The following is a 25,879-nucleotide window of genomic DNA, read 5'->3' on the forward strand; positions in this document are numbered from 1 at the left end:
GTGAGGCGATACCTTACCTGTTCGTCCCAAAGATCTTCCGCGCCTCGGCCGGTGACGCGATCTCGCGGCCGGCGCGCCTTGCGCAGGCGGCGACGGCTTCGATGAGCTGACCGTTCGACGTCACCTTCTTGCCGTCGGCGAGGTAGAACGTGTCCTCAAGGCCGGTGCGCAAGTGACCGCCGAGCTCGGCGCAGCGCTGGTGCAGCGGCCAGATCTCCTCGCGGCCGATGGCGGTGACCTGCCAATGCGCCTCGGGACGCTTCAGCTTGATCAGGATCGGCAGCAATTCAGGGTCGGCCGGCATGCCGGAGGCGACGCCCATCACAAAGTTGTATTCAAGCGGGCCCTTGTACATGCCGACTTGGGTGTACATCCCGACGCAACGCACGATGCCGACGTCGAAGCATTCGAACTCGGGAATGGTGCCGACGGCGTTCATGACGTCGAGATAGTCCTTCACCTTCTCGACCGAATTGTCGAACATCATCGGCGGCCAGGCCCAGCTGTTGTCGGCCTTCACCTTCAAATAATTCAGCGAGCCGGCATTGCAGGCGGCGATCTCCGGCCTGGTCTCGCGAATGCAGTCGAGCGCGCCGGAGTAGTTCGGCCCCGACACGCCCGAGGTGTGGTTGATGATCACGCCCGGGCAGGCTTCGCGGATCGCCTGCTGGATCTCCTTGCTGACCGCGACCTCCCAGGACGGCAGATGCCCCTTGCCCGGCCCCTGCTGGCGCAGATGGATGTGCATGATGGACGCGCCGGCCTCGAACGCAGCCTTGGCCTCGCGCGCCATCTGCTCGGGCGTCACGGGCACGTTGTGCTGCCTGGGGTCGGTGAGCACGCCGTTCAGCGCGCAGGTGATGACGGCCTTGTCGTCGCTCATGCGTTCAATGTCTCGCACGTTGAGAATTCAACGCTTGCGATCATGTGCCGCGCGACATGCGGCTTCTTGCGCGGAGAAGCTGGGAAAGGAGATCCGTAGGGTGGGTTAGCCGAAGGCGTAACCCACCTCTTTGATCTTCGCAGAGACAGAATTGGTGGGTTACGCCTTCGGCTAACCCACCCTACGAAGCTACGATGCCTCCGCCATCCGCACCGTCTCGGTGCTGCGATAGATCGCGAGATCCCGCGAGCCGACGAAGATCGCGCGCGGCTTGAGGCCGTAGAAGCGGCGGATCGAGTGGCTGAAATGCGTGGAATCGGGATAGCCGATGTCCTGCGCGAGATGGGCGAGGTTGAGGTCCTGGTTGGCGAAGTGCAGCAGATGCCGCGCACGCTTCCAGGCCCGGAAGGAGCGGAACGAGATGCCGGTCTCCTCCTTGAACAGATGCAGGAAGCGCGAGGCCGAGAGGCCAGCTTCCGCGGCGCAGGTGTCCGCCGTCACCGGCTCGCCGGAGAAGCGCTCGATGCGGGCCACGGCGCGCGAGATGCGCGGGTCGAGCACACGGCGCGGCAGCGCCTCGCCGAAGCACATCTCGTCGAACTCGGCGGTGGTGATGTCGCCATAACGGCGCTGGCGCAGCAGCGCATAGGCGGCGAGGATCTTGCGGGCATAGGCGGCCCTGTCAGGTCCGGTCAAGCGCGCGGCCAAGGCCTCGATCACGCCATCCGGCATGCTCTCCGGCTCCAGCGTCACGCTGATCACGGTGCGGTAGTCGCTGGCGATGGAATGCCGCTGGTTCGGCAGGGTGACGAACAGCTCGCCGGTGGCGAGGACGTCGTCGATGGTGAGGTGCAGATTGCCCTTCACCGCGACATAGACGTGGCAGCAACCGGGGGTCCGCTTGCGCGGACGGCCGAGCAGGCCCGCATAGAACACGCGCTCCGGCGTGATCAGCATCAGATGGTCGGATTCGCGACCGTTATATTCCATTGGGTTCCTCCTCGCGCGGCTCTCTGGCCGCTGCGGACGGAGGTCACCTTAGCGGAAATTTGGGCGCTGTCACGGTAGGATAGCGCTGTCATGAAAACATGCGCTGTCGTTCCGGGGCGCGCAAAGCGCGAACCCGGAACCTCGAGATTCCGGGTCGATGCTGCGCATCGCCCCGGAATGACGGCCACAGGCCCTTACGCCCTCGCGCGAGGCGCGACATTCTGCTCTTCCCCGGCCTTTTGCTCCGCAGCAACGGCGCGCTTGTAGCCGTCGCGCTGCTGCAGGCGCGCCCAATAGGCTGCGACGTTTGGCCCGAAATCCTTGGCAAGCCCGATATTGCTCGCGAGCCGAAGCGCGTAACCGATGACAATGTCCGCAGCGGTGAAGCGGCCCGCGCACAATGTTTCGGCATTCGCCGTCGCTGCCTCAACGGCGCGCAGTCTCCCCAAGAACCATTTCGCGTAATCGGTGGCGACCTGCGGGTTGCGGCGCTCCTCCGGCTCGAGCTGGGTGTATCGCAGCACCAGCGTCTGCGGGAAGGTTAACGTGGCGTCGCTGAAATACATCCAGTTCAGGAACGTGCCATAGGCGGGATCTTCCAGGCCGACCATCAACGGCGTCGGGCCGTATTTGGTGCCGAGGTAATGGCAGATGCCGGAGGATTCCGTCATCCTGGTCTCGCCGTCGATCAGGAAAGGAATCGTGCCGAGCGGATTGATGCCGAGATAATCCTTGGCGAAGACGCGCGGCGGGAACGGCAGCATCTTCAATTCATACGGCAGCCCCATCTCCTCCAGCATCCAGAGCGGACGGAACGAGCGCGCGGCGTCGCAATGATACAGCGTAATCATCAGGAATTTCCTTTGCTGCCAGGCAGCGTACCCATCATCTTGCACAGGACCATCAGCATGACCTCGTCGGCGCCGCCGCCGATCGAGGTCAGGCGGCTGTCGCGATAGGCGCGGCTGACCGGCGTCTCGTTGGTAAAGCCCATTCCGCCCCAATATTGCAAGCAGGCGTCGGTGAGCTCGCGCCCTAGCCGGCCGGCCTTCAGCTTGGCCATGGTCGCGAGCCGCGTCACATCCTCGCCGGCGACCAGCTGCTCGCCAGCACGATAGATCAGCGCGCGCAAGAGCTCGACCTCGGTCTGCATCTCCGCGAGCTTGAAGTGCACCACCTGGTTGTCGAGGATCGACTTGCCGAATGCTTTCCGGTTGCGCGTGTACGCGATGGTCTGGTCGATGATGTATTCGTGCGCCTTCAGACAGGCGGCCGCGCCCCAGAGTCGCTCCTCCTGGAACTGGATCATCTGGTAGGTAAAGCCCTTGCCCTCCTCGCCGATCCGGTTGCGCTTGGGCACACGGACATTGTCGAAGAAGATCTGCGCGGTGTCGGAGGAGCGCATGCCCATCTTGTCGAGCTTTCGCGCAACGGTGACGCCCTTGCTCTTCATGGGCACGCAGATCAGCGATTTGTTGCGGTGAACGGGACCGTCGCCGGTGTTGGCGAGCAGGCAGATCCAGTCGGCCTGGGTGCCGTTGGTGATCCACATCTTGCCGCCATTGATGACGTAATCGTCGCCGTCGGAGCGTGCCTGGGTCTTGATCGAGGCGACGTCCGAGCCTGCGCCCGGCTCGGAGACGCCGATGCAGGCGACGTAGTCACCGGAGATCGAGGGGTTGAGGAATTCGCGCCGCACCTCGTCGGAGCCGAAGCGCGCCAATGCCGGCGTTGCCATGTCGGTCTGCACCCCGATCGCCATCGGCACGCCGCCGCAGGTGATGGCGCCGAGCTCCTCGGCCATCATCAGCGCGTAGGAATAGTCGAGGCCGGAGCCGCCGAACTCGACCGGCTTGTTCAGGCCGAGGAAGCCGAGGCTGCCCATCTTCTTGAACAGCTCGTGCGCCGGGAAGATGTCGGCCTTTTCCCACTCATCGACGTGAGGATTGATCTCGTTGGCGATGAACTTTTGTAGGGAGCGGCGGATGTCGTCGTGGTCGGCGGTGAATAGCATTCTTTCCCCTTTGTCATTCCGGGGCATCGCGCAGCGATGAGCCCGGAATCCATTTCTCCACGGTGCATGCGGCCTGATGGATTCCGGGCTCGCGCTACGCGCGCCCCGGAATGACAGAAAGTCACAACCCCATCTGCCTGGACGCCAGATCCTTCATGATCTCCTCGGTGCCGCCGCCGATGGCGTTGACCTTGACCTCGCGGTAGATGCGCTCGGCCTTGATGCCGCGCATGAAGCCGGCGCCGCCGAAGATCTGCACGGCCTCGGAGGCGCAGAACGCCATGGTCTGGGTCGCCTGGTTCTTCATCATGCAGATTTCGGCGACCGGGCTCTCGCCCTGCTCGAGCCGCCAGGCCAGCATCTCCAGCATCGCTTGCGAGGCTGCCACCTTCTGCGCCATATCGACGATCTTGTGGCGGATGACCTGGTGCTGCGCGAGCGGCTTGCCGAAGGTTTTGCGTTCCTTGGCATAGGCGATCGCCTCGTCGAGGCAGACCCGCGCGAAGGCGGTGCAGCTCGCCGCCATGCCCATGCGCTCGCTGTTGAAATTCTGCATGATGATCTTGAAGCCCTGGCCCTCCTCGCCGATCAGGTTCTCGGCGGGCACGCGGCATTCGTCGAAATGCAGCGTCGCGGTATCGGAGGCCCACCAGCCCATCTTCTTCAGCTTCGTCCTGGACAGGCCGGGCGTGTCGCCCTCGATCAGGAGCAGGCTGACGCCGCCGGCGCCCTCGCCGCCGGTGCGCACCGCAACGGTCAGATAATCGGCACGCATGCCTGACGTGATGAAGGTCTTCTCGCCGCTCACGACGTAGTGATCGCCGTCGCGCCGCGCGCGGGTGCGCAGGTTCGCGACGTCGGAGCCGCCGCCCGGCTCGGTGATCGCCAGTGCGGAGATCTTCTCGCCGGACAGCACCTGCGGCAGTACGCGCGCCTTTATCTCGGCCCGTGCGGCCCGCGCGATCGGCGGCGAGCCGATGGTGTGGCTCATCAGGCTCGCGCTGACACCGCCCGCGCCAGCGCGCGCAAGCTCCTGGCTCGCCACGATCTTCATGAACTGGTCGGCGGCGATGCCGCCATATTCTTCCGGGAATCCAAGTCCCAGCAGGCCGATTTCGGCCGCCTTGCGATAGAGCTCGCGCGGGAATTCGCCGGCTTCGTCCCATTCATGGGCGAAGGGCGCGATCTCCTTCTCGACGAAGCGCCGCATCACGTCGCGGAACGCGTCGTGCTCGGCGGTATAGAACGGGCTCTTCATCGCGGGACTTGCCTCGAACGGATTCGTCCCGGCCACCATGGCTGGAACCTTGGCCGGTCACTTGCGCGGAGTGGCTGATTGGAGCGGACGCTTCAAGCAAGGCAGCAAGCCAGCAACTCAACGCAAGACGATTTTCACCGCTTGCAGGCCAACTCTGGCGCAAAAAAACGTTGCTGCACAGACTCCGGCTGGCCCCAGGGCCAGGCCGGGCATGGTGCGCAAGCAGCAAGAAAGCGGGCGGCACGAGGCCGTCGAGGGAGACATCTTTGGCCGTTCGCTATTACGACTGGATCGCCCATCATGCCCGCCGCGCGCCTGACAAGGTCGCGGTCGTCGACCTCGCGAGCGAGCGCCGCTTCACCTATTCGCAGCTCGATGCCCGCGTCTCACGCCTCGCCTCGTTGCTGCGCCACACGCTCAACGTCTCGCGCGGCGACCGCGTCGCGGTGCTGGCGCTGAACACGACCGATACGCTGGAGGTGCAGTTCGCCTGCGGGCGGCTGGGGGCGACCTTCGTGCCGCTCAACACCCGCCTCACGGTACCCGAGCTTCAGTTCATCACCTCCGACTGCGCGCCGAAGGTGATGATCCACGATACTGATCTGGCCGAGACGGCGCTCAGCGTGGCGAAACTCTGCAACGTTGCGACCAGCCTGCTGCTTGGTCCGGGCGGCAGCTATGAAGCCGGTATCGCCGCCGCAAAGCCGCTGGCGCGCGCCGAGGACGTGACGCTCGATGATGTCTCGACCATCATGTACACGTCAGGCACGACGGGCCATCCCAAGGGCGCGACCATCACCCATGGCATGACCTTCTGGAATTGCGTCAATCTCGGCGGCCCGGCCTGCATCGGGCCGACCTCGGTGCTGCTCACCGTGCTGCCGCTGTTTCACACCGGCGGACTCAACTGCTACACCAATCCCGTGCTGCATGCCGGCGGCACCGTGATGATCATGCGCGCCTTCGATCCCGGCACGGCGCTCGGGCTGATCAACGATCCCGCGCAGGGCATCAACGTGTTCTTCGGCGTGCCTGCGATCTATCAGTTCATGGCGCAGCACCCCGCCTTCGCGACCACCGATCTCAGCCGGCTGGTCGTCGGCGGTGTCGGCGGCGCGCCGATGCCGGTGCCGCTGTTGAAAGTGTGGGAGGCGCGCGGCGTCGCGCTGCAGCAGGGCTACGGCATGACCGAGACTTCGCCGGCTGTGCTGGTGCTCGACCGCGAGGATGCAGCGCGCAAGGCCGGCTCCGCCGGCAAGCCGGTGCTGCACACCGAGGTGCGTATCGTGCGCCCCGACGGCAGCGATGCCGATGTCGGCGAGCTCGGCGAACTCTGGGTCAAGGGCCCCAACATCACGCCGGGCTACTGGAACAGGCCGGAGGCGAACAAGACCTCCTTCACCGACGGCTGGCTGCACACGGGCGACGCCACCCGCGTCGACGAGGAAGGCTTCTACTACATCGTCGATCGCTGGAAGGACATGTACATCTCGGGCGGCGAGAACGTCTATCCGGCCGAGGTCGAGAACGTGCTGCACCAGCTCAACGCCATCGCGGAAGCTGCCGTGATCGGCATTCCAGATGCGCAATGGGGCGAGGTTGGCCTTGCCATCGTCGCGATCAAGCCGGGACACGAGCTGACGGAAACCGAGCTGTTCGCCCATTGCGCGGCCAATCTGGCGCGCTTCAAATGCCCGCGCCAGATCCGCTTCGTCGATGCGTTGCCGCGCAACGCCACCGGCAAGATCCACAAGCCGACCCTGCGCAAGGCGTTCTCGGCGGCGTCCGAAATCGACAAGAAGGTCGCCAACGCCTGATCGAAGCGCCCCTTGCGGGCGCTTTCTTGAGCGCATGTGGTGATCGACGTCTCGAGCGGCGCTCGACGATGCCCGCAAGCCTCAACGCGTCGGAAGGCGGCTGAACGAGATCGAAGCGGTTATGCCGGCAGGAAGAGCGCGAAGGGCTCTTCCACCGTGCGACGCAGGTGCTTTCGGTACAGCTCATAGTTGGCATCGCCGGACGCGACCCGGCCCAGAGACGGCTTCGCAACGTTCCTGAGCGGCACATAGGCGATCGGCGCCGCGATCGGCGTGAGCTGCGACCCGGGCCCGGCGCGCAGCGTCGAGATGATGCCATACATCTCGCCCGACACCGTCGGCCGCGACACCGTGATCACGCGGTGCTGGCCATGCTTGATGATGACGAGGTAGATGAAGCCGGACTGATGCGGGACGGCGACCTCGCCGGTATGTTCGTAGGCGGCATCGGTCCGATCGCCCTCGCGAAAGACCAGCGACGAGACCTTCGGCTCCCACGCGATCTCGGTGCGATAGGCGAAAATCGCATCCTTGTCGCCGAACGACGGCCGCAAGGTGATGTAGACGTCCTCGAGCCAGGTCACCGCGCGATGGGCATAGGAGCCGAGGCTGTCGGGCGCGACGTCGCTTGCGGCCGCAGGCGTCGCCACGACAACACTTTTGCGCAAGGAGACGCCGAGCGCCTGCTCCAGCCGGACGGTCGTCGCCAGCGTGAACGGGCGCCGGCCGCCGAGCACCTTCTCCAGCGTCGACAGGCTCAGCTTGGCCTGCTCGGCCAGCGCCTGCCGGGAGATGCGGCGCCGGGCGAGCTCCTCGCGAATGGTCTCGGCGATCTCGCGGCTCTGCTCGTCCGAAAGCTGCTTGTCGGTGAGTTTGTCCTGCGTCTGCATCGTCAGCCCCGCTCCAGGATGGTCACTCTAGCAGGGCGGACAAACCAGCACAAAACCGCACATGACCGCCCCGGCCGAAACGAGCCGGGGCCGGCCGCGGCGGAACATTGCCGATCATTCTGCTCGCGAAATGCCGCCCCGCCGGCGGATGCTGAAGGCTAGCAAACATGCTGCGGGAGCAACCCAAATGGACGCCTACGACACGGCCGACAGCGACGAACACCCCCTGTTGAGCCGCCTCATCAAGGTCGGACTGTTCCTTCTCGCGCAAGGCATCGCAGTGATGCTGGTCGCCTTCCTGGCCCTGCTGGTGAGTTTTGGCGCGAGTTGGTCGGCAACGACTGAACAGGCAGGCCTGCTCCAGCCCGGCGAAGCACGCTCGGGCAGCCTGCTGCTGAAGCAGGACGGCGCCACCCTAGAGGCGATCCGCCTCGGGACCGATGTCGACATCACGGTGTCGGGCCCGACCTTGCGCGCCCGCGTCACGCAAGCATTCCGCAACCCGAGCAAGGATTGGGTCGAGGCCACCTATGTCTATCCGCTCGCGCCCGGCGGCGCCGTCGACACGCTGAAGATGGTGGTCGGCGACCGCGTCATCGTCGGCGACATCAAGGAGCGGCAGCAGGCGCGCGTGATCTACGAGGAGGCGCGCCGCGCCGGCCAGAAGGCCGCGCTCACCGAGCAGGAACGGCCGAACATCTTCACCAACTCGGTCGCCAATATCGGTCCCGGCGAAACCGTGCTGGTGCAGATCGAGTACCAGGAGCCGGTGCATCAAGTCGGCAACGAGTATTCGTTACGCCTGCCGCTCGTGGTCGGGCCGCGCTACAATCCCGTGCCGATCGTCCAGAGCGTCGACTTCCGCAAGGATGGCTCGGGCTGGGGCGCCGCGACGTCGGACCCGGTGCCGGATCGTGAGCGCATCTCGCCCCCTGTGCTGGATCCCGCCAAGAATGCGCCGGTGAATCCGACCAGCATCACGGTACGCCTGCAGGCCGGCTTCGCGCTCGGCGAGGTCAAGAGCCACCATCACAACGTCAAGACGGAAAGCCCGGACAATGCGACGCGCGTGGTGACGCTCGCCGACGGTGCCGTGCCCGCCGACCGTGACTTCGAGCTGACCTGGAAGCCGGCTGTGGAGAAAGCGCCGTCGGTCGGCCTGTTTCGCGAACGTGTCGGCGATGCCGATTATTTGCTCGCCTTCGTCACCCCGCCGAGCGCCGAGCAGGCGACGCAGAAGCCGCTGCCGCGCGAGGTCGTGTTCGTGATCGACAATTCCGGCTCGATGGGCGGCACCTCCATCGTGCAGGCCAAGGCGAGCCTGCTCTACGCCCTCGGCCGCCTGCAGCCGAATGACCGCTTCAACGTGATCCGCTTCGACGACACCATGGACGTGCTGTTTCCGGCCTCCGTCCCGGCCGATGCCGCGCATGTCGGCGAGGCGACCTCCTTCGTCGGCGCCTTGCAGGCGCGCGGCGGCACCGAGATGGTGCCGGCGATGCGCGCGGCACTGACCGACAAGCTCGGCGACACCGGCATGGTCCGCCAGGTCGTGTTCCTGACCGACGGCGCGATCGGCAACGAGCAGCAATTGTTCGATGCGATCACGACGATGCGCGGCCGCTCGCGTGTCTTCATGGTCGGCATCGGATCTGCGCCCAACACCTATCTGATGACCCGCGCCGCCGAGCTCGGCCGCGGCGCCTTCACCCATATCGGGTCCGTCGAGCAGGTCGAGGAGCGCATGCGCGGCCTGTTCGCCAGGCTGGAGAATCCGGCCGTGACCGGCCTCACCGCAAAATTCTCCGACGCCAAAGCCGACGTCACTCCGGCGATCATTCCCGACGTCTATCGCGACGAGCCCCTGGTGCTGGCGGCCAGGCTCGACAAGCTCGCAGGCGCACTCGAGATCAAGGGCCGCGTCGGCGACCGTCCGTGGTCGGTGACGCTGCCGCTGCAAAACGCCGCCGAAGGCAAGGGCCTGTCGAAACTCTGGGCCAGGCGCAAGATCGCCGATGCGGAGGTGGCACGCACCCTGCGAGAGATGACACCCGAAGACTCCGACAAGGCGATCCTGGCGCTGGCGCTCGACCATCAGATCGTCACGCGGCTGACCAGCCTCGTCGCGGTCGACAAGACGCCAAGCCGTCCCGAAGGCGCGCCGCTGAAGCTCAGCGAGCTGCCGATCAACCTGCCCGCGGGCTGGGAGTTCGAGAAAGTGTTCGGCGAGCGGCCGCATCTGACGCCGACACAGCTGCGCGAACGTCACGCCGATGCGCGCAATCAGCCGGCGGCGCGACGGCCGACGCCTGCCGCGCCCGACGCGATCCGCCTGCCCAAGACCGCAACCTCGGCCGAGCTGAAGATGATCGCGGGTTTCATCCTGATCGTGCTCGCCCTGGTCCTGTTCGTGTTCAACCGGCGTCAGCCCTTGCTCACTGACACCGTTTGAGAGAGGAGCCCCCCGAACTCCTCTGTTAGCGCGCGCGGCTGCCCGTCCCCTCCAAACGGCCGCGCGCGCCTTTTTCTTACGGTCATTGCGAGCGCAGCGAAGCAATCCAGGCTGCCTCCGCGGAGAGACTCTGGATTGCTTCGCGGAGCTCGCAATGACGATCGTGGATAAAATGCCCCGCCTCATCTCTCCGCTGATCCTGGCGTTGATCGGCCTCATCCTGTTCGGCGACGGCGCCTACATCCATGCCAAGGCCTGGCTGGCGCAGGTGCTGCTGGAGCGGGCATTCGACCGAAGCGTTGCGACAAGGCAGGCGGTGAAGCCCTGGTCATGGGCCGACACCTGGCCGGTCGCGCGGATCGAAGTCAAGCGGATCGGTGCCAGCGCGATCGTGCTGGAAGGCACGAGCGGCCAGGCGCTTGCTTTCGGGCCGGGCCATGTCCAGCACACGGCTGAAGCGGGCGAGCGCGGGATTGCCGTCTATGCCGCCCATCGCGACACTCATTTTCGCTTCCTGAAAGATGTTGCCATGGGTGACGTCATCGATGTCACACGCAGCGACGGTCGACATTTTCGCTATCGCGCAGATTCCTCGGCCGTGGTTCGCTTCGATGCGTCGGGCATCGATCCCATGGCACAGGGTTTCGAGCTTGTTCTCGCGACTTGCTGGCCCTTCGATGCCGTCACATCCGGCCCCGAGCGCTACACCCTGCATGCAACATTGATTAACGCCGACGGATAGATCGGACTGACACGCACCGATGCGCACTTCATTCCACCACACGGCATACCAGCCACACAGTTGCCAAAGGACTCGCCATAGAACAGAGTGACGCGACACCAATAAGAACAACAGGTGAGGTCACGCCATGGAAGCCCATGTGTCTGCTGCATCCGCGTCCCGTCCATGGTCTCCGCCGCCCGATGCCAGCGACATCATCAAGGGCATCCATGCCATGCTGCACCCGCACAACATCGTGCTGGTGGGCGCGACCGACAAGCCCGGCAATTATGCCGAGCGCATCTGGAACAATCTGATCAAGTACGGCTACGAGGGCGGCCTCTATCCGGTCAATGCCAAGCGCGACGCCATCTGGGGCGTTCCCTGCTACAAGGACTTTGCGAGTCTTCCGGAGAAGCCCGATCATGTCCTGGTGCTGGTGCCTGCGCGCTTTGCCGTGCAGGTGATCCGCGACGCCGCCGCGGCCGGCGCGCGTTCGGCCACCATCGTCACCTCGGGCTTCAGCGAGCTGCAGGATGACGAAAGCCAGAAGCTCGCTGCCGAATTGCAGGCGGCCGTGCGCGAGACGGGGCTCGCCGTGACCGGCCCGAACTGCCTCGGCAATTTAAGCGCCGGCGAAAAGCTCTTCACCAATATCGACGATCGCATCGTCACCATGGAGCAAGGCGCAGTCGCGATCGCCGGCCAATCCGGCGCCATCGTCATGGCGATCCGCCAGGCGCTGGAAGACCGCGGCGTCGGCGTCGGCTACATGGTGACCACAGGCAACGAGGCCGGACTCGAGACGCCGGATCTGATGCGCTATTTCGCCGAGGATCCGAGCATCAAGGTGATCGTCGTCTACCTCGAAGGCGTGCGCAACACCAAGGCCTTCCGCGACGCCTGCAAGGCAGCACGCGCGGCGAGCAAGCCCGTGATCGCGCTCAAGCTCGGCGCCTCCGAAGGCGGCCGCGCCGCGGCGATGGCGCATACCGGCGCGCTCGCCGGCTCGATCGAGACGTTCGACGCGATCGCGACGCGCGAAGGGGTGATCCGGGTCGGCGGCCTCGACGAGCTGATCGAGACCACCGAGTGCTTCGTCCACGCTGGCTTGCCCAAAGGCGACCGGCTTGCCGCCGTGACGCTGTCCGGCGGCAAGCGCGGCATGCTGATCGACGCCTTCTACGCCGCAGGCCTGAACTTCGCGCCGCTGAGCCCGCATGTCAGTGCGGAGCTCGCGAAGATGCTCGGCCCCGGCTCGATCGTCGGCAATCCGCTCGACGCCGGCTTCGCCGCGGTGGTCGATCCCTCCGTCTACATGAAGTCGATCAAGCTGATGATCGACGACCCCGATATCGACATCGTCATCGTCGACGCCGAGCTGCCGAAGGCGCCGCACGAGCTGCGCGAGCGCAACTTGCGCATCGTCAACGAGATGGCGAGCAGGGCGGGCAAGCCGGTGATCTATATCAGCGCGATGTCGATCGGCTTCACCGAGCACACCAAGGACTTGCGGAAGTCGCTGCCACATCTCGCGGTCATGCAGGGCATGGACCGCGCGGTGACCGCGATCAAGTCGCTGCTCGCTTACGCCAAGCTGCGCAAGGAGGTGCCCGACATCGTCTCGAGCTCGAAGCCCGCCGCGCGCGCCGTGCTGGAGAAAACGCTGACATCGGCAACCGGCGCCGCGCTCGACGAGGTCGCCTCGAAGAGGTTGCTCAAGGCCTATGGCATCCCGATCTCGCAGGAGACGATCGCACAGACCGCGGCGGACGCGGTGAAGATTGCCAAGCAGATCGGTTTTCCGGTCGTGGCCAAGGTCGTCAGCGCCGAGATCCTGCACAAGTCGGACATCGGCGGCGTGGTGCTGAACCTCAACAGCGCGGCCGAGGTGAAGAAGGCGTTCGCCGACATCACAGCGCGGGTCGCGAAACTCAAGGGCAAGCCGAAGCTCGACGGCATCCTGATCGCACAGCAGGTCAAGGCGGAGCTCGAGCTGGTGGTCGGCGCCTCGCTCGATGCCGAGATGGGCCCGGTCGTGCTGTTCGGCACCGGCGGCATCGACATCGAGCTGATGAAGGACGTCGCGCTCGCCGGCGCGCCGCTGGACGCAAGCGAAGCACGGCTCCTGATCGGCCGCACCAAGGCCGGCATCAAGATGCGCGGCTATCGCGGCAGGCCGGTCTTGCACGAGGCCTCGGCGGTGAAGGCGCTGGTCGGGCTGTCCAATTTGATTGCGGATGCGGGCGATCGCATCGCCTCGATCGACATCAACCCGTTCCTGATCAATGCCAGGACGGGCGTCGCCGTCGACGCGCTGATCGTGCTGAACAACGCCGCGGCAAGGCGGGCGGCGGGACACTGAGGTGCGTAGGGCGGATTAGCGCCAGCGTAATCCGCCAATCTACACGACTGCTGAGGCGAAAGCGGCGGGTTACGCTTCGCTAACCCGCCCTACGTACCATCGCGGCCTTCTTCCAACCATCCCGCTTTGGCCCTAAACTCAGCCTCATGGCACGCGCGAGCAATCTTGTGATCGGAACGGCGACGCTGGCGGCGATCGCCGTGGCGTTCGGCGGCCTGCTCGGCGTGCAGAAATGGCGCACCATCCAGAGCCGCAGCCAGTTGCGCGTGGTGTTCGAGGGCGGCTCCGCCAGCGGCCTGCGCCGCGGTGGGCCGGTCAATTTCGACGGCGTGCCCGCCGGCCAGATCCTGTCGATCAAGCTGGAGAGTCCCCGCAGGATCGTGGCGCTCGTCATGCTCGACAATGCCGCGCCGATCCGCAAGGACACCGTGGCAGGCATCGAGTTCCAGGGTCTCACCGGCGTTGCCGCGATCTCATTGATCGGCGGCGTCCCCTCTGCACCGCCGGTGCCGCTGGACGCGGACGGCATCCCGGTGCTGACGGCCGATCTCAGCGACGCCGAAACCATCGTCGAAACCCTGCACAGCGTCGACCGCACCATCGTGAACAACGCCCCCGCGATCAAGGAGGGCCTGCACACGTTCGAGGCCACCACCGCCGACCTCAGGAGCAAGGGCGGCGAGATCGACTCCGTCATGGCCAAGGTGGACAGCGCCTTTGCGGGCTTCGACAAGGCGGTCGGGAAGATCGAAGGCGCGGTGCCGGGCTTCGTCGACGGCAAGGCGGACGAGCTGTTCGAGAAGATCCAGGGGCTGCACGAGCTTGCCGGCACCATGAAGAAAAAGTCGGCAGCCTATCTCGACGACATTCGCCGCTCGCTGCTCGACGTCAGCGAGGCCGCCAACAAGATGAGCGGCGCGCCGGCGCCTGCATCCCCGCGCCCACCGCGCAAGCCCGAGCAGAAGAAGCAGTCCTGACCCTCCCCTGGAGGGGGAGGGTCGATCGCGCGGAGCGCGAGCGGGGTGGGGTGATCTCTCAACGCGGGCAGTGTGTACTGCGGATAGACTGTCACCCCACCTCGGTTCGCATTGCGCTTCGCTGCATGCGAACCGATCCTCCCCCTCCAGGGGAGGATGGCAATCCCGCCGTGGCCTATCAATCGAGCTTACCACGCGTAGCGCACGAGACCCTTGCCGGCGTAGGACCGCGTGAGGTTCGAGAACTCGCCCTCGAATGTCGCCGACGCGGACCAGCCGTTCATCCAGTTCATCTGCACCGATGCCGTGGTCAGCGCGGAGTCGCGCGCCTGCGCGGCGCCGTTCACGACGAAGGCCGATCCCGGCAGCGTCTGGAACACCGCACCGACCGTACGGTCCGGATTGTAATCGTGCGCCCAGGCGAGGCGGCCGCGCAGGGTCATCAGGCCGCCGGCCGCGGCAAAGGACCGGTCGGCGCGCAGGCCGAGCTCGGAGCGGGTGCTGGTCACGTCCTTGGCGGCATAGTTGAGCGCGAAGACGTTGCTGCCGACCACCGCCGACTCTGCATAGGCGGGAAGGCCGAACAAGGTGGCCTGGAGCGCGGCGTAGGGCGTGACGCCGGCCCATTGCATGGCGTAGCGATAGCCACCCTCGATGCGGCCCGAGACGGCGTTGGCGTTGAACTGCGCCCGCAACTGGTCATAGCCGGCGGCCGTCACGACGCGGTTGGTCGTGACGTCCTGCCAGCCATAGGCGAGCGCCGCCGTGACGTAGGCCGGTCCGGCCGTATGACGCACGAAGGCGCCGGCCTGGAACAGTTCGGAGCGCCCCCAACCGAGCCCGCTGACGTTGAATCCGGTCCCGCCGCCTGCGAGGGCGAAGCCCGCAATCGTCGACGGCGAGAAGCGGTAGTCGAGGCCCACTGCGGTGCCATAGACGCTGCTGGTGGTGTTGTTCGAGCCGAGGCCGGCGTTGCCGTCGGTGGTCTGCGAGCCGCCATAGCCGGCCGCCCACACGTCCCAACGCTGCTCGAACGTCGCAGCCGGCGCCTTGCGGTCGATCGCGGCGAACGCGTCGCGCGCGGTCTTGCCGCGCGCTTGAGCATCGGGGGCAAAGGGCGTTGCGCCAGGCGTGCCGCTGCGTCCTGAGCTGAAGACGTCGGTCAACAGGCCGAGGAACAGGTTCATCGCGTTGAAGGTCGTCTGCTGCGCCCCCGTCGCCGGCTCGCCGGAGGCCTGCGTCAGGCCGTTGGGCCCGAGGCCTGCGAATTCGGCTTGCAGGAAGCCGTTGCTGTTGAAGAAATTCTGAAGCGTCGTCGCGACGTTCTTCTGGTTGACGTTGAGAGCGTATTTCGCGCCATAGTCGAGCGCAAAATCGAGAAAGACCTCGTTCGATCCGACAGTTGTCGTGCCGATGAGGCCGCCCGGCGCGGCAACCCCGGAAAAATTGCCGCTGGAGCTGCCGAAGAACTGCATGATGGAGTAGTGCTTCATCACCGCAGCGCCCGGATACAGCGCGACACCGACCGTGCCGTTCAGCACGACATTGCCGCTGACGCGTGCGTGGCTCGTGCTGGATCCGCTACCGACCTGCACGACGTAGACCGAGCCGGAGTGGAAGGCGAGATTGCCCTGGACCTGCATGCTCGAGCCCGGCCCCCCGTCACCCGGCGCATAGATGCCGCCGCTGGCGATGATGGTATTGCCGACCCTTCCGGCGCCGAACAGCGCGCCGCCCGAATTGACGGTCGTCAGGCTCGACGGGGAGATGTCGCCGTCAACCCGCAGGATGCCACCATTCACATTGGTGCTGCCGGTATAGGTGTTGGCGCCCGAGAGGATCAGCGTGCCGCTGCCGACCTTCTCCAGCGAGCCCGGCCCGATCGGGCCGCAACCGCAGGGATCGTAATCGCCGATGACGCCACTGACTTCGGTCGAACGGTTGTTGCTCCCGACGGCGAGCGTATTGCCGCCGCCGATATAATAGAAGCCGCTGCCTTCGATCGAACCCGCGGTGATGCGGCCGTCGCCGTTCGGGCCAATGCTGACCCCGAAATCGACGATGCCTGTTCCGGTGGTGATGAAGCGGGCGTTGCCGCCGGTGGCATTGTCGAAGAACTCGGTCTTGCCGCCGTCCTTGGTGATGATCGTGGCATTGCCGGCCGTCGTGAACGCGCCGAAATTGGTGAGACCATCAGCTTCATTGATGATGGTTGCATTGCCGGCGCTCGCCGTATCGGAGCCGGCCAGCGAGCCGAATATGGTCCCGCTGAAATCCTTGTTCACGATCGTTGCCGAGCCCGCCGAGGCCTGTTCAAGAAAAGCGATGCCGCCGCCGTTCTGGTTGGTGATGTTGGCCGTGCCGGCATTGGTCCGCCCGAAGAAGCCGACCAAGCCGCCGTCATTGACGATGGTGGCACGACCGGCCGTCGCGGTGTCGGAGCCGCCCCCGTTCGGATCGCCGAAATACAGCTGGCCGCTGTTGGTGATCGCGATCGAGCTGGCGGAGCTGGCGTTGAGAAACAGCGTCGTGCCGGAGAAGGCATTTTGGATCGACGTGATCCCCGACGTGTCGGCATTGACGACGCTGAAGAGGCCCTCATTGGTGACGGCGCCGACAATGCTCGCGGTATGGGTCGCGTCGCCGAGTTGCAGGGATCCGCAATTGCAGATGAAGGTGCCACCGGCATAGGTGTTGGCGCCGAGCAGTGCCAGGGTCCCCGAGCCCTGGACGTTGATCCCGCCGCTGCCGACGATGCGCGAAACGATGATGGCCGACGGGTCGCTGGTGCCGGTCACGTCATTGGTGACGAATGTGGTGCCGCCCGAGGCCAGCCTGAGATCGCCGCCCTGGATGGTGTAGACCGAACCATCGGCGGTGAGGTCGAAACCCACGAGACCGGTGAGCTGAACACCTCCCGGTGTGACCGTCACCGTGCCGCCGGTGGCCGGAATCGAAGGACCGCTGCTGCCGAATAGCGTGCCGACCGACGCGGGATCATAGGTGGTGCTGACCGAGCCGACGGCGTCCGTCCAATTGGTCGTGGTGTTGTCCCAAACGCCGCCGCCGCCGTTGACGGCGCCGTTCGGCGTGGTCTGTGATCCGTTGAAGACCTGCTGTGCCTGGACCGGACTGACGAGGGCGATCGCACCCAAGACGAGGCCCGCACCGGATGCCGCGCGCACGGCCGCGGCTCTCCGAAGCGGGCGACCCCGCCCGCTCGATCGCAACCAGCCCCCCAACGCTCGTCCTCCAACCTGCGGCGCTCCCCACTGGCGCTGCGGGAACTTAGGCGATGAGGAGGGGCAGTAGAACTACGGGGGCCCGAGAATCCGCCGATGCGAGCGCGACTCGGGCAGATTCAACCGCCCATGTTGCAGCCGCGCCACGGTTTTGCCGGGCGCCATTCCCATTCCGCGCATCAGCGGATGCGTCAGAACGACCGTCGTTATGGATCGCCATTCATATCCCTGGCTGGTCGGCCAACTCGTAGGCCCTCAAGGGCTCAATAGTTGCTGGCCGCCGAACCGTTCGGAATGCCCTCGATCGGACACTCATCGGTGCCCGGCGTCGCGCGGGTCATCGCCTCGACCATGTCGCGGGTGCCTTCGGGGTCTTTGATCCAGTTCTTGTAGAAATCATACGGGCACGCCGCGACGCCGCGCGGGCTGTCGCCGGAATTGATCATGCCGGTGTAGCCGCGATGGACCAGCTTGTAGAGATGGTTCTGCGACTGGCCGTTGCGGCGCGCATCGCGGATCAGATGCTTCGAGAGCTGGGCGTACTGGATGCCGTAATCCTCCTCGCCGCATTCGCCGAGAGTGCGGCCGTCGAAGCCGATGATCGCGGAGTGGCCGAAATAGGAATAGACGCCGTCGAAGCCGGCGGCATTGGCGACCGCGACATAGACGTTGTTGGCCCAGGCCATGGCCTTGGAGATCATGACCTGCTGCTCCTTGGCCGGATACATGTAGCCCTGGCAGCGCACGATCAGCTCTGCGCCCTTCATGGCGCAGTCGCGCCAGATCTCCGGATAATTGCCGTCATCGCAGATGATCAGGCTGACCTTCAGCCCCTTCGGACCCTCGGAGACATAGGTGCAGTTGCCGGGGTACCAGCCTTCGATCGGCACCCACGGCATGATCTTGCGGTACTTCTGCACGATCTCGCCCTTGTCGTTCATCAGGATCAGGGTGTTGTAGGGCGCCTTGTGCGGATGCTCTTCGTGGCGTTCGCCGGTGAGCGAGAACACGCCCCACACTTTTGCCTTGCGGCAGGCTTCCGCAAAGATCGCGGTCTCCTCGCCCGGCACCATCGAAGCCGTCTCGTACATCTCCTTGGAATCGTACATGATGCCTTGCGTGGAATATTCCGGGAAGATCACGAGATCCATGCCGGGCAGGCCGAGCTTCATGCCGACGATCATGTCGGCGATCTTGCGGGCATTGTCGAGCACCTCGGCCTTGGTGTGCAGGCGGGGCATCTTGTAATTGACCACCGCGACGCCGACCGTGTCGTTGCTGCTGGAAATGTCACCGTGAAGCATGTTGAGCGCTCCTGTCTTCTATTCGTGGGAGGCGTGAATTAGTGGCTGATCATCCAGGGGCGTGCGGTCGGAAAGCCCTTGGCACCGCTCCTGGTCTTGGTCATCAGCCGCGCCGGCTTTTTCCTGTCGGTCGGGCTCTTGTCCTTCACGGTCTTGCCCGAGGAGCAGCAGCCGCAGCCCGGGCCATGCGAGGCCTTGTATTGCGCCAGCGTCTGCGGCGCGTGGGTGCTGCGCTCGTTGACGGCGTGCGCCTTGCGCTTCTCCGCCGGCATGCAGAAGAAGTTCGGCGCGGTCAGGATGACGCGCGGCGCCATGGTCTCGCAATGGGGACAGCTTTGCGGATCGTCGCATTCCGCCATCGGGCGCAGGTCCTTGAAGGGACCGCAATCGTCACAGAGATATTCGTAGACCGGCATCGCATCACCTACGCTCTTGCCTGTTCACACAACTCGCTGCCACCGTGCGCGTGGCGACAGCCCCTCACCCCGACCCTCTCCCCGTAAGAACGGGGAGAGGGGCGCGGCGTCATTTGTCCGGCGAGATCGGCATCTGGATATCGCCGGTGATGTGCTTGATGGGTCCGGCCGCCGACGGCATCACGTCGAAGTCGAAGATCTCGGTCGGCAGCCACAGCGTGGCGCAGGCGTTGGGCACGTCGACCACGCCGGAGATGTGGCCCTGGCACGGCGCGGTGCCGAGGATCGAATAGGCCTGGGCGCCGGAATAGCCGAACTTCTTGAGATACTCGATGGCGTTGAGGCAGGCCTGACGATAGGCGATGTGGACGTCGAGATAATGCTGCTTGCCGGCCTCGTCGACCGAGATACCTTCGAAGATCAGATAGTCCTTGTAGTTCGGCGTGATCGGCGACGGCTTGAAGATCGGGTTCTTGATGCCGTATTTCGACATGCCGTCCTTGATCACCTCGACCTTGAGGTGCAGCCAGCCGGCCATTTCGATGGCGCCGCAGAAGGTGATCTCGCCGTCGCCCTGGCTGAAGTGCAGGTCGCCCATCGAGAGACCGGCGCCGGGGACATAGACCGGGAAGTAGATCTTCGAGCCGCGCGAGAGATCCTTGATGTCGCAATTGCCGCCATGCTCGCGCGGCGGCACGGTGCGCGCACCCTCTGCACTGATCTTGGCTTTCACATCGCCCTTGGCGCGGCCGCCATGGGCGGTCGGCGCGAACGGCGGATTGGCAAGGCCGGGCACGCGGGTCGGGTTGGTCGAGATCAGCTCGGCCTCGCGCTTGTTCCAGGTCTCCAGCATCTTGGGATCGGGCAGGCACCCGATCAGGCCGGGATGGATCAGGCCGGCAAAGTTGACGCCGGGCACGTGACGCGACGAGGTGTAGAGACCCTTGATGTCCCAGATCGACTTCTGCGCCAGCGGGAAGTGGTCGGTGAGGAAGCCGCCGCCATTCTGCTTGGAGAAGAAGCCGTTGAAGCCCCACAGGCTCTCCTTGAGCGGACCGACGTCGAGCAGGTCGACGACGAGGAGGTCGCCGGGCTCTGCGCCCTTGACGCCGATCGGGCCGGACAGGAAGTGCACGATCGACAGGTCGATGTCGCGCACGTCGTCGGCGGAATCGTTGTTCTTGATGAAGCCGCCGGTCCAATCGTAGGTCTCGATGATGAAATCGTCGCCGGGATTGACCCAGGCCACGATCGGGATGTCGGGGTGCCAGCGGTTATGCACCATGTCGTTTTCATAGGCCGATTTGGTGAGATCGACCTTGATCAGTGTCTCTGGCATCGAGATGCTCCCCTTTTACACGGTTGGTTAGACGGACAGATATTTCGAGACCTGCGCGGCATCGACGGCATCGCGCGGATCGTCGCGCACGATCTCGCCGTTCTCGATCACCAGCACGCGGTCGGCGATGTCGAGCGCGAAGCTCAGGACCTGCTCGGAGACGACGATCGAGAGTCCCTTCTCGTCGCGGATGCGCTTCAAGGTGCGCGCCATCTCCTTGATGATGGAGGGCTGAATGCCTTCGGTCGGCTCGTCCAGCAGCAGCACCTTCGGCTTGGTGGCGAGCGCGCGCGCGATCGCCAATTGTTGCTGTTGCCCGCCGGAGAGATTGCCGCCGCGGCGGCCCTTCATCTCCAGCAGCACCGGGAACAATTCGTAGATGTCGTCAGGCACCTCCGAGCCGCCGGACACGACCAGCCCGGTCTCGATGTTCTCCTTCACCGTCATGGTGGAGAAGATCATGCGGCCCTGCGGCACGTAGGCGAGGCCCTTGGCGACGCGTTCGTAGCTCTTGAGGTTGCCGAGCTCGGCGCCGTCCATGCTCACCGAGCCGCTTCGAGCCGGCAGGATGCCCATCAGCGACTTCATCAGCGTGGTCTTGCCCATGCCGTTGCGGCCCATGATCGCGACGATCTCGTTCGCCGCGACCTTGACGTTGAGCCCGTGCAGCACCTCGCTCTGGCCGTAGGCGACGTGGAGATCGGAAATAGCCAGCATGATGCGCTCCTAGGCTCGCTGTTGCTTCACCTCTCCCCACCGGGGAGAGGTCGGCGCGTAGCGCCGGGTGAGGGGGCGCAAGCCTATCGAGGGACCGGAACCCCTCACCCGAATGGCTGCGCCATTCGACCTCTCCCTACGGGAGAGGTGAACGGAGTGCGCAGCGCTCGTCCGCCCCGTACGCACCATCTCAGTGCCCCAGGTACACTTCAATGACCTTGGGATCGTTCTTGACCTTCTCCATCGTCCCTTCCGAGAGGATCTGGCCCTGGTGCAGCACGGTGACCTTGTGCGCGATGTCCTCGACGAACTTCATGTCGTGCTCGATCACCAGCACCGAACGGTTCTTGATGATGCGGTTGAGCAGCTCGGCGGTCTTGACGCGCTCCGAGACGCTCATGCCGGCGACGGGCTCGTCGAGCATCAACAGGTCGGGATCCTGGATCAGCAGCATGCCGATCTCGAGCCACTGTTTCTGGCCATGGCTGAGCTCGTCGGCATAGGTGTTGAGCTTGTCCTTGAGGAAGATCATCTCCGCGACCTCCTCGACCCGGTCTTTGACCAGCTGATCGCGCTGAAAAGTCAGCGAGCCGAACACGGTGCGGCCGCGCGGGAACGAGATCTCGAGATTCTCGAACACGGTGAGATCCTCGAACACCGACGGCGTCTGAAACTTGCGCCCGACGCCGGTCTGCACGATCTCGTTCTCCTTCATCTTCGTGAGCTCCTTGCCGCGAAACTGAATCGAGCCCGAGGTCGCCTTGGTCTTGCCGCAGATCAGGTCGAGCACCGTGGTCTTGCCGGCGCCGTTGGGGCCGATGATGACGCGGATCTCGTTCTCCTCGACATAGAAGGAGAGGTCGTTGACCGCCTTGAAGCCGTCGAACGAGACGGTGAGGCCGGAGACCGCGAGCAGGAAGTCCTTGGGCTGGTGTCCAATGAGCATGATCTACCCCCTCACTCTGCCGGCGCGCCGTCGGCGACCGAATTGTCGTTCCAGCCCGCCTTCGCCTTGCGCGAGGCGAACAGCCGGTCGATGCGCGGCTGCACGTAGTCGGCCCAGAGCCCGGACAGGCCGTTCGGGAAAGCGAGCACGACCGCGATGAACAGCGCGCCAAGGCCAAACAGCCAGAGTTGCGGGAAGGATTCCGACAGGCTGGTCTTGGCGAAATTCACCAGGATGGCGCCCCAGATTGCGCCGAAGATCGACATCCGTCCGCCGACCGCGGTGTAGATCACCATTTCGATCGACGGCACGATGCCGACGAAGGACGGCGACATGAAACCGACATTGAGCGCGAACATGGCGCCGCCGATCGCGGCGAAGATCGCGGCCATGCAGAAGGCGAAGATCTTGAAGTTGGCGACGCTGTAGCCGGAGAAGCGGACGCGGTCCTCCTGCTCGCGCATCGCCACCAGGATGCGGCCGAGCTTGGTCAGACGGATGAACTGCGCGATGCCGATGCAGGCGAACAGCAGCACCACCTCGACGAAGTACAGGATGATCTTGGCGTGGTCGGGCCGGATGTCCCAACCCTTGAGCGTGCGCAGATCGGTCATGCCGTTGATGCCGCCGGTATAGCCCTGCTGTCCCACGATCAGGATGGTGAGGATGGCGGCGACGGCCTGGGTGATAATCGCGAAGTAGGTGCCGCCGACGCGGCGCTTGAACATCGCGGTGCCGATGATCAGGGCGAACAGGCCGGGGACCAGGATGATGGCGAGGATGGTGAAGGTGAGGCTGTGAAACGGCTGCCAGAACAACGGCAGCGCCGTGATCTGATTCCAGTCCATGAAATCGGGAATGCCGGGCGTCGACTGGATCTTGGTGTTCTCGACGCTGGAGGCCTCGAGCTTGAGAAACATCGCCATGCAATAGCCGCCGAGGCCGAAGAACACGCCCTGCCCCAGGCTCAGGATGCCGCCATAGCCCCAGCACAGCACGAGGCCGAGCGCGACAAAGGCGTAGGTCAGATATTTCGCGACCAGGTTGAGGCGGAATACATCCAGTGTCAGCGGCAGGATCACGAACAGCACGGCGGCGAGCGCAATGAAGCCCATCAGTTCGGATCGGTTGAAGAAGCGTGAGTTGATGATCATGACTTGCCTGCTTCTCGTTATTTGCGGACCTTGAGGGCGAACAGACCCTGCGGTCGCAGCATCAGGATGCCGACGACGGCGAGCAGCGTGAGCACCTTGGCCATCGAGCCCGACATGAAGAATTCGAGCGTCGATTGCGTCTGCGAGATCGAGAACGCGGAGGCGATGGTGCCGAGCAGGCTGGCGGCGCCGCCGAACACGACGACGAGGAACGTATCCACGATGTAGAGCTGGCCCGAGGTCGGCCCGGTCGAGCCGATCATGGTGAAGGCGCTGCCGGCGACACCGGCGATGCCGCAGCCGAGGCCGAAGGTGTAGCGATCGACCTTCTCGGTGTTGATGCCGACCGCGCCGGCCATGATGCGGTTCTGTACGACCGCGCGCACCTGGCGGCCCCAGCGCGACATGTAGAGAACGTAGGCGACGCAGATGGTGATCAGCACGGTGAGGCACATCACGAAGACGCCGTTGATCGGCACCTCGATGCTGTCGGTGACGCGCAGCGAGCCCAGCATCCATTGCGGCAGCTCGACGCCGACCTCGCGCGCGCCGAACACCGAGCGATAGGCCTGCTGCAGCATCAGGCTGAGGCCCCAGGTCGCGAGCAGCGTATCGAGCGGGCGCTTGTAGAGGTGCCGGATCAGCACCCATTCCACCAGCATGCCCAGCGCGCCGGATGCGAGGAAGGCCAATATCATGGCAAGGAAGAAGTAGCCGCTGAACAGGCTCGGCAAATAGGCCTGAAAGAGATTGGAGGTCATCCAGGTGACGTAGGCCCCGAGGATCATGAACTCGCCATGCGCCATGTTGATGACGCCCATCTGGCCGAAGATGATCGCAAGGCCGAGCGCCATCAGGACATAGACGGAGAACAGGATCAGTCCGGCAAACCCCTGCATGACGAAGATCGAGCCGAGGTCGCCAATCGAATAGTCGCCGAACATCCATGTCCTCCGTCGGGAAAGGGTCCCGCGTCGCGAGCAGGTTCGCGACGCGGGGGCTTGAGGCATGGACTTGCGATCCACGCCAGGGAGCGGTTTTGCCTTGCGGGGAAAGCGCGACGGGCGACTTACTGGTAGCCCTTCGGGAACGGATCCGGCTCGACGAGGTCGGCGGTCTCGAAGATCAGCTCGAACTGGCCATCGAGCTTGGCGCGCCCCACCCGGGTCTTCGACCAGAGGTGATGGTTCTCGTGGATGCGCACATAGCCTTCCGGCGCGCCCTTGAACTCGACGCCCGGCGAAGCCGCCGCGATCTTGTCGACGTCGAAGGAGCCGGCCTTCTCGACCGTCAGCTTCCACAGCCACGGGCCGAGATAAGCAGCCTGGGTGACGTCTCCGATCACCGTCTTCTCGCCCCACATCTTCTTGAACGCGGAGACGAAAGCCTTGTTGTTCGCATTGTCGAGCGACTGGAAATACTTCATGCAGGCATAAGCACCCGCGATGTTCTCGCCGCCGATACCGTCGATCTCGTCCTCGGTCACCGAGATCGTGAGCAGCGGCTGCTTGGCGAGATCGACGCCGGCCGCCTTGAGCTGCTTGTAGAAAGCGACGTTGGAACCGCCGACGACGTCGGTGAAGATGACGTCCGGCTTGGTCAGCTTGATCTTGTTGATGACCGAGTTGAACTGCGTCGAGCCGAGCGCATAATATTCCTCGCCGACGACCTTGCCCTTGAGCACGTTTTCGACGTGCTTGCGGGCGATCTTGTTGGAGGTGCGCGGCCAGATGTAGTCGGAGCCGATGAAGAAGAAGGACTTGGCGCCCTTCTCCTTGGCGATCCAGTTCAGGCCGGCGAGAATCTGCTGGGTCGCTTCCTGGCCGGTGTAGATCACGTTCTTGGACTGCTCGAGGCCTTCGTAGAAGGTCGGATAGTAGAGCATGCCGTTATACTGCTCGACGACCGGAAGCACCGCCTTGCGCGAGGCCGAGGTCCAGCAGCCCATGATCGCCGCGACCTTGTCGTTGACGAGGAGCTTCTTCGCCTTCTCGGCAAAGGTCGGCCAGTCCGATGCGCCGTCCTCCTGGATGAACTTGATCTTGCGGCCGAGCACGCCGCCGGCCGCGTTGATCTGCTCGATCGCGAGCTTTTCGGCCTGGATCGATCCGGTCTCGGAGATCGCCATGGTGCCGGTCGCCGAATGCAGGATGCCGACCGTGACCTCGGTGTCGGTGACGGCTAGGCCCGTGGTATTGACTGCCGAGGTCGCCGGCGCCTGCGCAAAGGAACCCCGCGGCAGCATCGTGATGGCTGGCACGGCCGCCATCCCCATCAACAATTTGCGCCGCAGCGGCGACAACAGGCCCTTGTTTGCTTCGTCTGACATGAGCACCCCACTTTTGTTCGAGAACACGCGATTGGTGCCCGTGAGGATGGCTCGAATTTATGCAG

At 64.7% G+C, this 25,879-nt stretch carries 20 protein-coding genes; 5 read left to right on the forward strand and 15 right to left on the reverse strand.

The window, feature by feature from the left end; all coding sequences use genetic code 11:
• Positions 1 to 13: 13 nt before the first annotated feature.
• The 5 genes from N2602_RS38125 to N2602_RS38145 all read right to left on the reverse strand — a co-directional run bounded on the left by N2602_RS38125 (position 14) and on the right by N2602_RS38145 (position 5,145).
• Positions 14 to 883, reverse strand: coding sequence for a 3-keto-5-aminohexanoate cleavage protein (locus tag N2602_RS38125; protein ID WP_260381292.1), 870 nt, complete (start codon positions 881 to 883; stop codon positions 14 to 16).
• A 189-nt stretch (positions 884 to 1,072) separates the two neighbouring features.
• Positions 1,073 to 1,873 (reverse strand): helix-turn-helix domain-containing protein, encoded by an 801-nt coding sequence (locus N2602_RS38130; RefSeq protein ID WP_260381293.1) that lies wholly within the window; start codon positions 1,871 to 1,873, stop codon positions 1,073 to 1,075.
• A 194-nt stretch (positions 1,874 to 2,067) separates the two neighbouring features.
• Positions 2,068 to 2,724, reverse strand: a complete 657-nt coding sequence (locus tag N2602_RS38135) for a glutathione S-transferase family protein (RefSeq protein ID WP_212255900.1) — start codon at positions 2,722 to 2,724, stop codon at positions 2,068 to 2,070.
• A complete protein-coding gene (locus N2602_RS38140; protein WP_260381294.1) occupies positions 2,724 to 3,887 on the reverse strand; it encodes an acyl-CoA dehydrogenase family protein in 1,164 nt (387 codons plus the stop codon). The genes N2602_RS38135 and N2602_RS38140 overlap by 1 nt, the downstream gene beginning before the upstream one ends.
• Positions 3,888 to 4,008: 121 nt before the next feature.
• Positions 4,009 to 5,145, reverse strand: a complete 1,137-nt coding sequence (locus tag N2602_RS38145) for an acyl-CoA dehydrogenase family protein (RefSeq protein ID WP_260383808.1) — start codon at positions 5,143 to 5,145, stop codon at positions 4,009 to 4,011.
• Positions 5,146 to 5,411: 266 nt separating this feature from the next.
• Between N2602_RS38145 and N2602_RS38150 the strand changes: the two genes are divergently transcribed.
• The gene (locus tag N2602_RS38150) at positions 5,412 to 6,962 is read left to right on the forward strand and encodes a long-chain fatty acid--CoA ligase (protein WP_260381295.1); all 1,551 of its coding nucleotides are present in this window, start codon (positions 5,412 to 5,414) and stop codon (positions 6,960 to 6,962) included.
• Positions 6,963 to 7,081: 119 nt separating this feature from the next.
• Here the strand turns inward: N2602_RS38150 and N2602_RS38155 are convergent, their stop codons facing one another.
• A complete protein-coding gene (locus N2602_RS38155) occupies positions 7,082 to 7,852 on the reverse strand; it encodes a helix-turn-helix transcriptional regulator (RefSeq protein ID WP_172788914.1) in 771 nt (256 codons plus the stop codon).
• Positions 7,853 to 8,039: 187 nt separating this feature from the next.
• On the opposite strand from N2602_RS38155, the gene N2602_RS38160 reads away from it, so the two are divergent.
• The 4 genes from N2602_RS38160 to N2602_RS38175 all read left to right on the forward strand — a co-directional run bounded on the left by N2602_RS38160 (position 8,040) and on the right by N2602_RS38175 (position 14,367).
• On the forward strand, positions 8,040 to 10,304 hold the full coding sequence (locus N2602_RS38160; RefSeq protein ID WP_260381296.1) for a marine proteobacterial sortase target protein: 2,265 nt from the start codon (positions 8,040 to 8,042) through the stop codon (positions 10,302 to 10,304).
• A 172-nt stretch (positions 10,305 to 10,476) separates the two neighbouring features.
• The gene (locus N2602_RS38165) at positions 10,477 to 11,046 is read left to right on the forward strand and encodes a class GN sortase (protein WP_260383809.1); all 570 of its coding nucleotides are present in this window, start codon (positions 10,477 to 10,479) and stop codon (positions 11,044 to 11,046) included.
• Positions 11,047 to 11,173: 127 nt separating this feature from the next.
• A complete protein-coding gene (locus N2602_RS38170; RefSeq protein ID WP_260381297.1) occupies positions 11,174 to 13,390 on the forward strand; it encodes an acetate--CoA ligase family protein in 2,217 nt (738 codons plus the stop codon).
• Positions 13,391 to 13,536: 146 nt separating this feature from the next.
• Positions 13,537 to 14,367 (forward strand): MlaD family protein, encoded by an 831-nt coding sequence (locus N2602_RS38175; RefSeq protein ID WP_260381298.1) that lies wholly within the window; start codon positions 13,537 to 13,539, stop codon positions 14,365 to 14,367.
• A 188-nt stretch (positions 14,368 to 14,555) separates the two neighbouring features.
• On the opposite strand, the gene N2602_RS38180 is transcribed toward N2602_RS38175, so the two are convergent.
• The 9 genes from N2602_RS38180 to urtA form a co-directional block, all read right to left on the reverse strand.
• A complete protein-coding gene (locus N2602_RS38180) occupies positions 14,556 to 17,552 on the reverse strand; it encodes an autotransporter domain-containing protein (RefSeq protein WP_260381299.1) in 2,997 nt (998 codons plus the stop codon).
• 320 nt (positions 17,553 to 17,872) lie between these two features.
• Positions 17,873 to 18,913 (reverse strand): aliphatic amidase, encoded by a 1,041-nt coding sequence (locus N2602_RS38185; RefSeq protein ID WP_172788866.1) that lies wholly within the window; start codon positions 18,911 to 18,913, stop codon positions 17,873 to 17,875.
• Positions 18,914 to 18,951: 38 nt separating this feature from the next.
• The gene (locus N2602_RS38190; protein ID WP_260381300.1) at positions 18,952 to 19,329 is read right to left on the reverse strand and encodes a zinc ribbon domain-containing protein; all 378 of its coding nucleotides are present in this window, start codon (positions 19,327 to 19,329) and stop codon (positions 18,952 to 18,954) included.
• A gap of 109 nt (positions 19,330 to 19,438) precedes the next feature.
• Positions 19,439 to 20,668: a formamidase gene (gene fmdA / locus N2602_RS38195; RefSeq protein WP_260381301.1), complete on the reverse strand. Its 1,230-nt coding sequence runs from the start codon at positions 20,666 to 20,668 to the stop codon at positions 19,439 to 19,441.
• 27 nt (positions 20,669 to 20,695) lie between these two features.
• A complete protein-coding gene (gene urtE, locus N2602_RS38200) occupies positions 20,696 to 21,385 on the reverse strand; it encodes an urea ABC transporter ATP-binding subunit UrtE (RefSeq protein ID WP_172788869.1) in 690 nt (229 codons plus the stop codon).
• A 190-nt stretch (positions 21,386 to 21,575) separates the two neighbouring features.
• Positions 21,576 to 22,331, reverse strand: a complete 756-nt coding sequence (gene urtD, locus N2602_RS38205; RefSeq protein WP_172788870.1) for an urea ABC transporter ATP-binding protein UrtD — start codon at positions 22,329 to 22,331, stop codon at positions 21,576 to 21,578.
• 11 nt (positions 22,332 to 22,342) lie between these two features.
• Complete coding sequence (gene urtC, locus N2602_RS38210; protein ID WP_172788871.1) at positions 22,343 to 23,485, reverse strand: urea ABC transporter permease subunit UrtC; 1,143 nt, start codon at positions 23,483 to 23,485, stop codon at positions 22,343 to 22,345.
• Between the two features lie 17 nt (positions 23,486 to 23,502).
• Positions 23,503 to 24,429, reverse strand: coding sequence for an urea ABC transporter permease subunit UrtB (gene urtB / locus N2602_RS38215; RefSeq protein WP_172788872.1), 927 nt, complete (start codon positions 24,427 to 24,429; stop codon positions 23,503 to 23,505).
• A gap of 125 nt (positions 24,430 to 24,554) precedes the next feature.
• The gene (gene urtA, locus N2602_RS38220) at positions 24,555 to 25,814 is read right to left on the reverse strand and encodes an urea ABC transporter substrate-binding protein (RefSeq protein ID WP_260381302.1); all 1,260 of its coding nucleotides are present in this window, start codon (positions 25,812 to 25,814) and stop codon (positions 24,555 to 24,557) included.
• Positions 25,815 to 25,879: the final 65 nt, after the last annotated feature.

Origin of the sequence: Bradyrhizobium sp. NC92, assembly GCF_025200865.1 — a bacterium.
GTDB lineage: Bacteria > Pseudomonadota > Alphaproteobacteria > Rhizobiales > Xanthobacteraceae > Bradyrhizobium.

What these genes read in the sequence shown, in the direction of transcription:
- N2602_RS38125 (WP_260381292.1), bottom strand. Translation starts at nt 883, where the DNA reads ATGAGCGACGACAAGGCCGTCATCACCTGCGCGCTGAACGGCGTGCTC.
- N2602_RS38130 (WP_260381293.1), bottom strand. Translation starts at nt 1,873, where the DNA reads ATGGAATATAACGGTCGCGAATCCGACCATCTGATGCTGATCACGCCG.
- N2602_RS38135 (WP_212255900.1), bottom strand. Translation starts at nt 2,724, where the DNA reads ATGATTACGCTGTATCATTGCGACGCCGCGCGCTCGTTCCGTCCGCTC.
- N2602_RS38140 (WP_260381294.1), bottom strand. Translation starts at nt 3,887, where the DNA reads ATGCTATTCACCGCCGACCACGACGACATCCGCCGCTCCCTACAAAAG.
- N2602_RS38145 (WP_260383808.1), bottom strand. Translation starts at nt 5,145, where the DNA reads ATGAAGAGCCCGTTCTATACCGCCGAGCACGACGCGTTCCGCGACGTG.
- N2602_RS38155 (WP_172788914.1), bottom strand. Translation starts at nt 7,852, where the DNA reads ATGCAGACGCAGGACAAACTCACCGACAAGCAGCTTTCGGACGAGCAG.
- N2602_RS38160 (WP_260381296.1), top strand. Translation starts at nt 8,040, where the DNA reads ATGGACGCCTACGACACGGCCGACAGCGACGAACACCCCCTGTTGAGC.
- N2602_RS38165 (WP_260383809.1), top strand. Translation starts at nt 10,477, where the DNA reads ATGCCCCGCCTCATCTCTCCGCTGATCCTGGCGTTGATCGGCCTCATC.
- N2602_RS38170 (WP_260381297.1), top strand. Translation starts at nt 11,174, where the DNA reads ATGGAAGCCCATGTGTCTGCTGCATCCGCGTCCCGTCCATGGTCTCCG.
- N2602_RS38175 (WP_260381298.1), top strand. Translation starts at nt 13,537, where the DNA reads ATGGCACGCGCGAGCAATCTTGTGATCGGAACGGCGACGCTGGCGGCG.
- N2602_RS38185 (WP_172788866.1), bottom strand. Translation starts at nt 18,913, where the DNA reads ATGCTTCACGGTGACATTTCCAGCAGCAACGACACGGTCGGCGTCGCG.
- N2602_RS38190 (WP_260381300.1), bottom strand. Translation starts at nt 19,329, where the DNA reads ATGCCGGTCTACGAATATCTCTGTGACGATTGCGGTCCCTTCAAGGAC.
- fmdA (WP_260381301.1), bottom strand. Translation starts at nt 20,668, where the DNA reads ATGCCAGAGACACTGATCAAGGTCGATCTCACCAAATCGGCCTATGAA.
- urtE (WP_172788869.1), bottom strand. Translation starts at nt 21,385, where the DNA reads ATGCTGGCTATTTCCGATCTCCACGTCGCCTACGGCCAGAGCGAGGTG.
- urtD (WP_172788870.1), bottom strand. Translation starts at nt 22,331, where the DNA reads ATGCTCATTGGACACCAGCCCAAGGACTTCCTGCTCGCGGTCTCCGGC.
- urtC (WP_172788871.1), bottom strand. Translation starts at nt 23,485, where the DNA reads ATGATCATCAACTCACGCTTCTTCAACCGATCCGAACTGATGGGCTTC.
- urtB (WP_172788872.1), bottom strand. Translation starts at nt 24,429, where the DNA reads ATGTTCGGCGACTATTCGATTGGCGACCTCGGCTCGATCTTCGTCATG.
- urtA (WP_260381302.1), bottom strand. Translation starts at nt 25,814, where the DNA reads ATGTCAGACGAAGCAAACAAGGGCCTGTTGTCGCCGCTGCGGCGCAAA.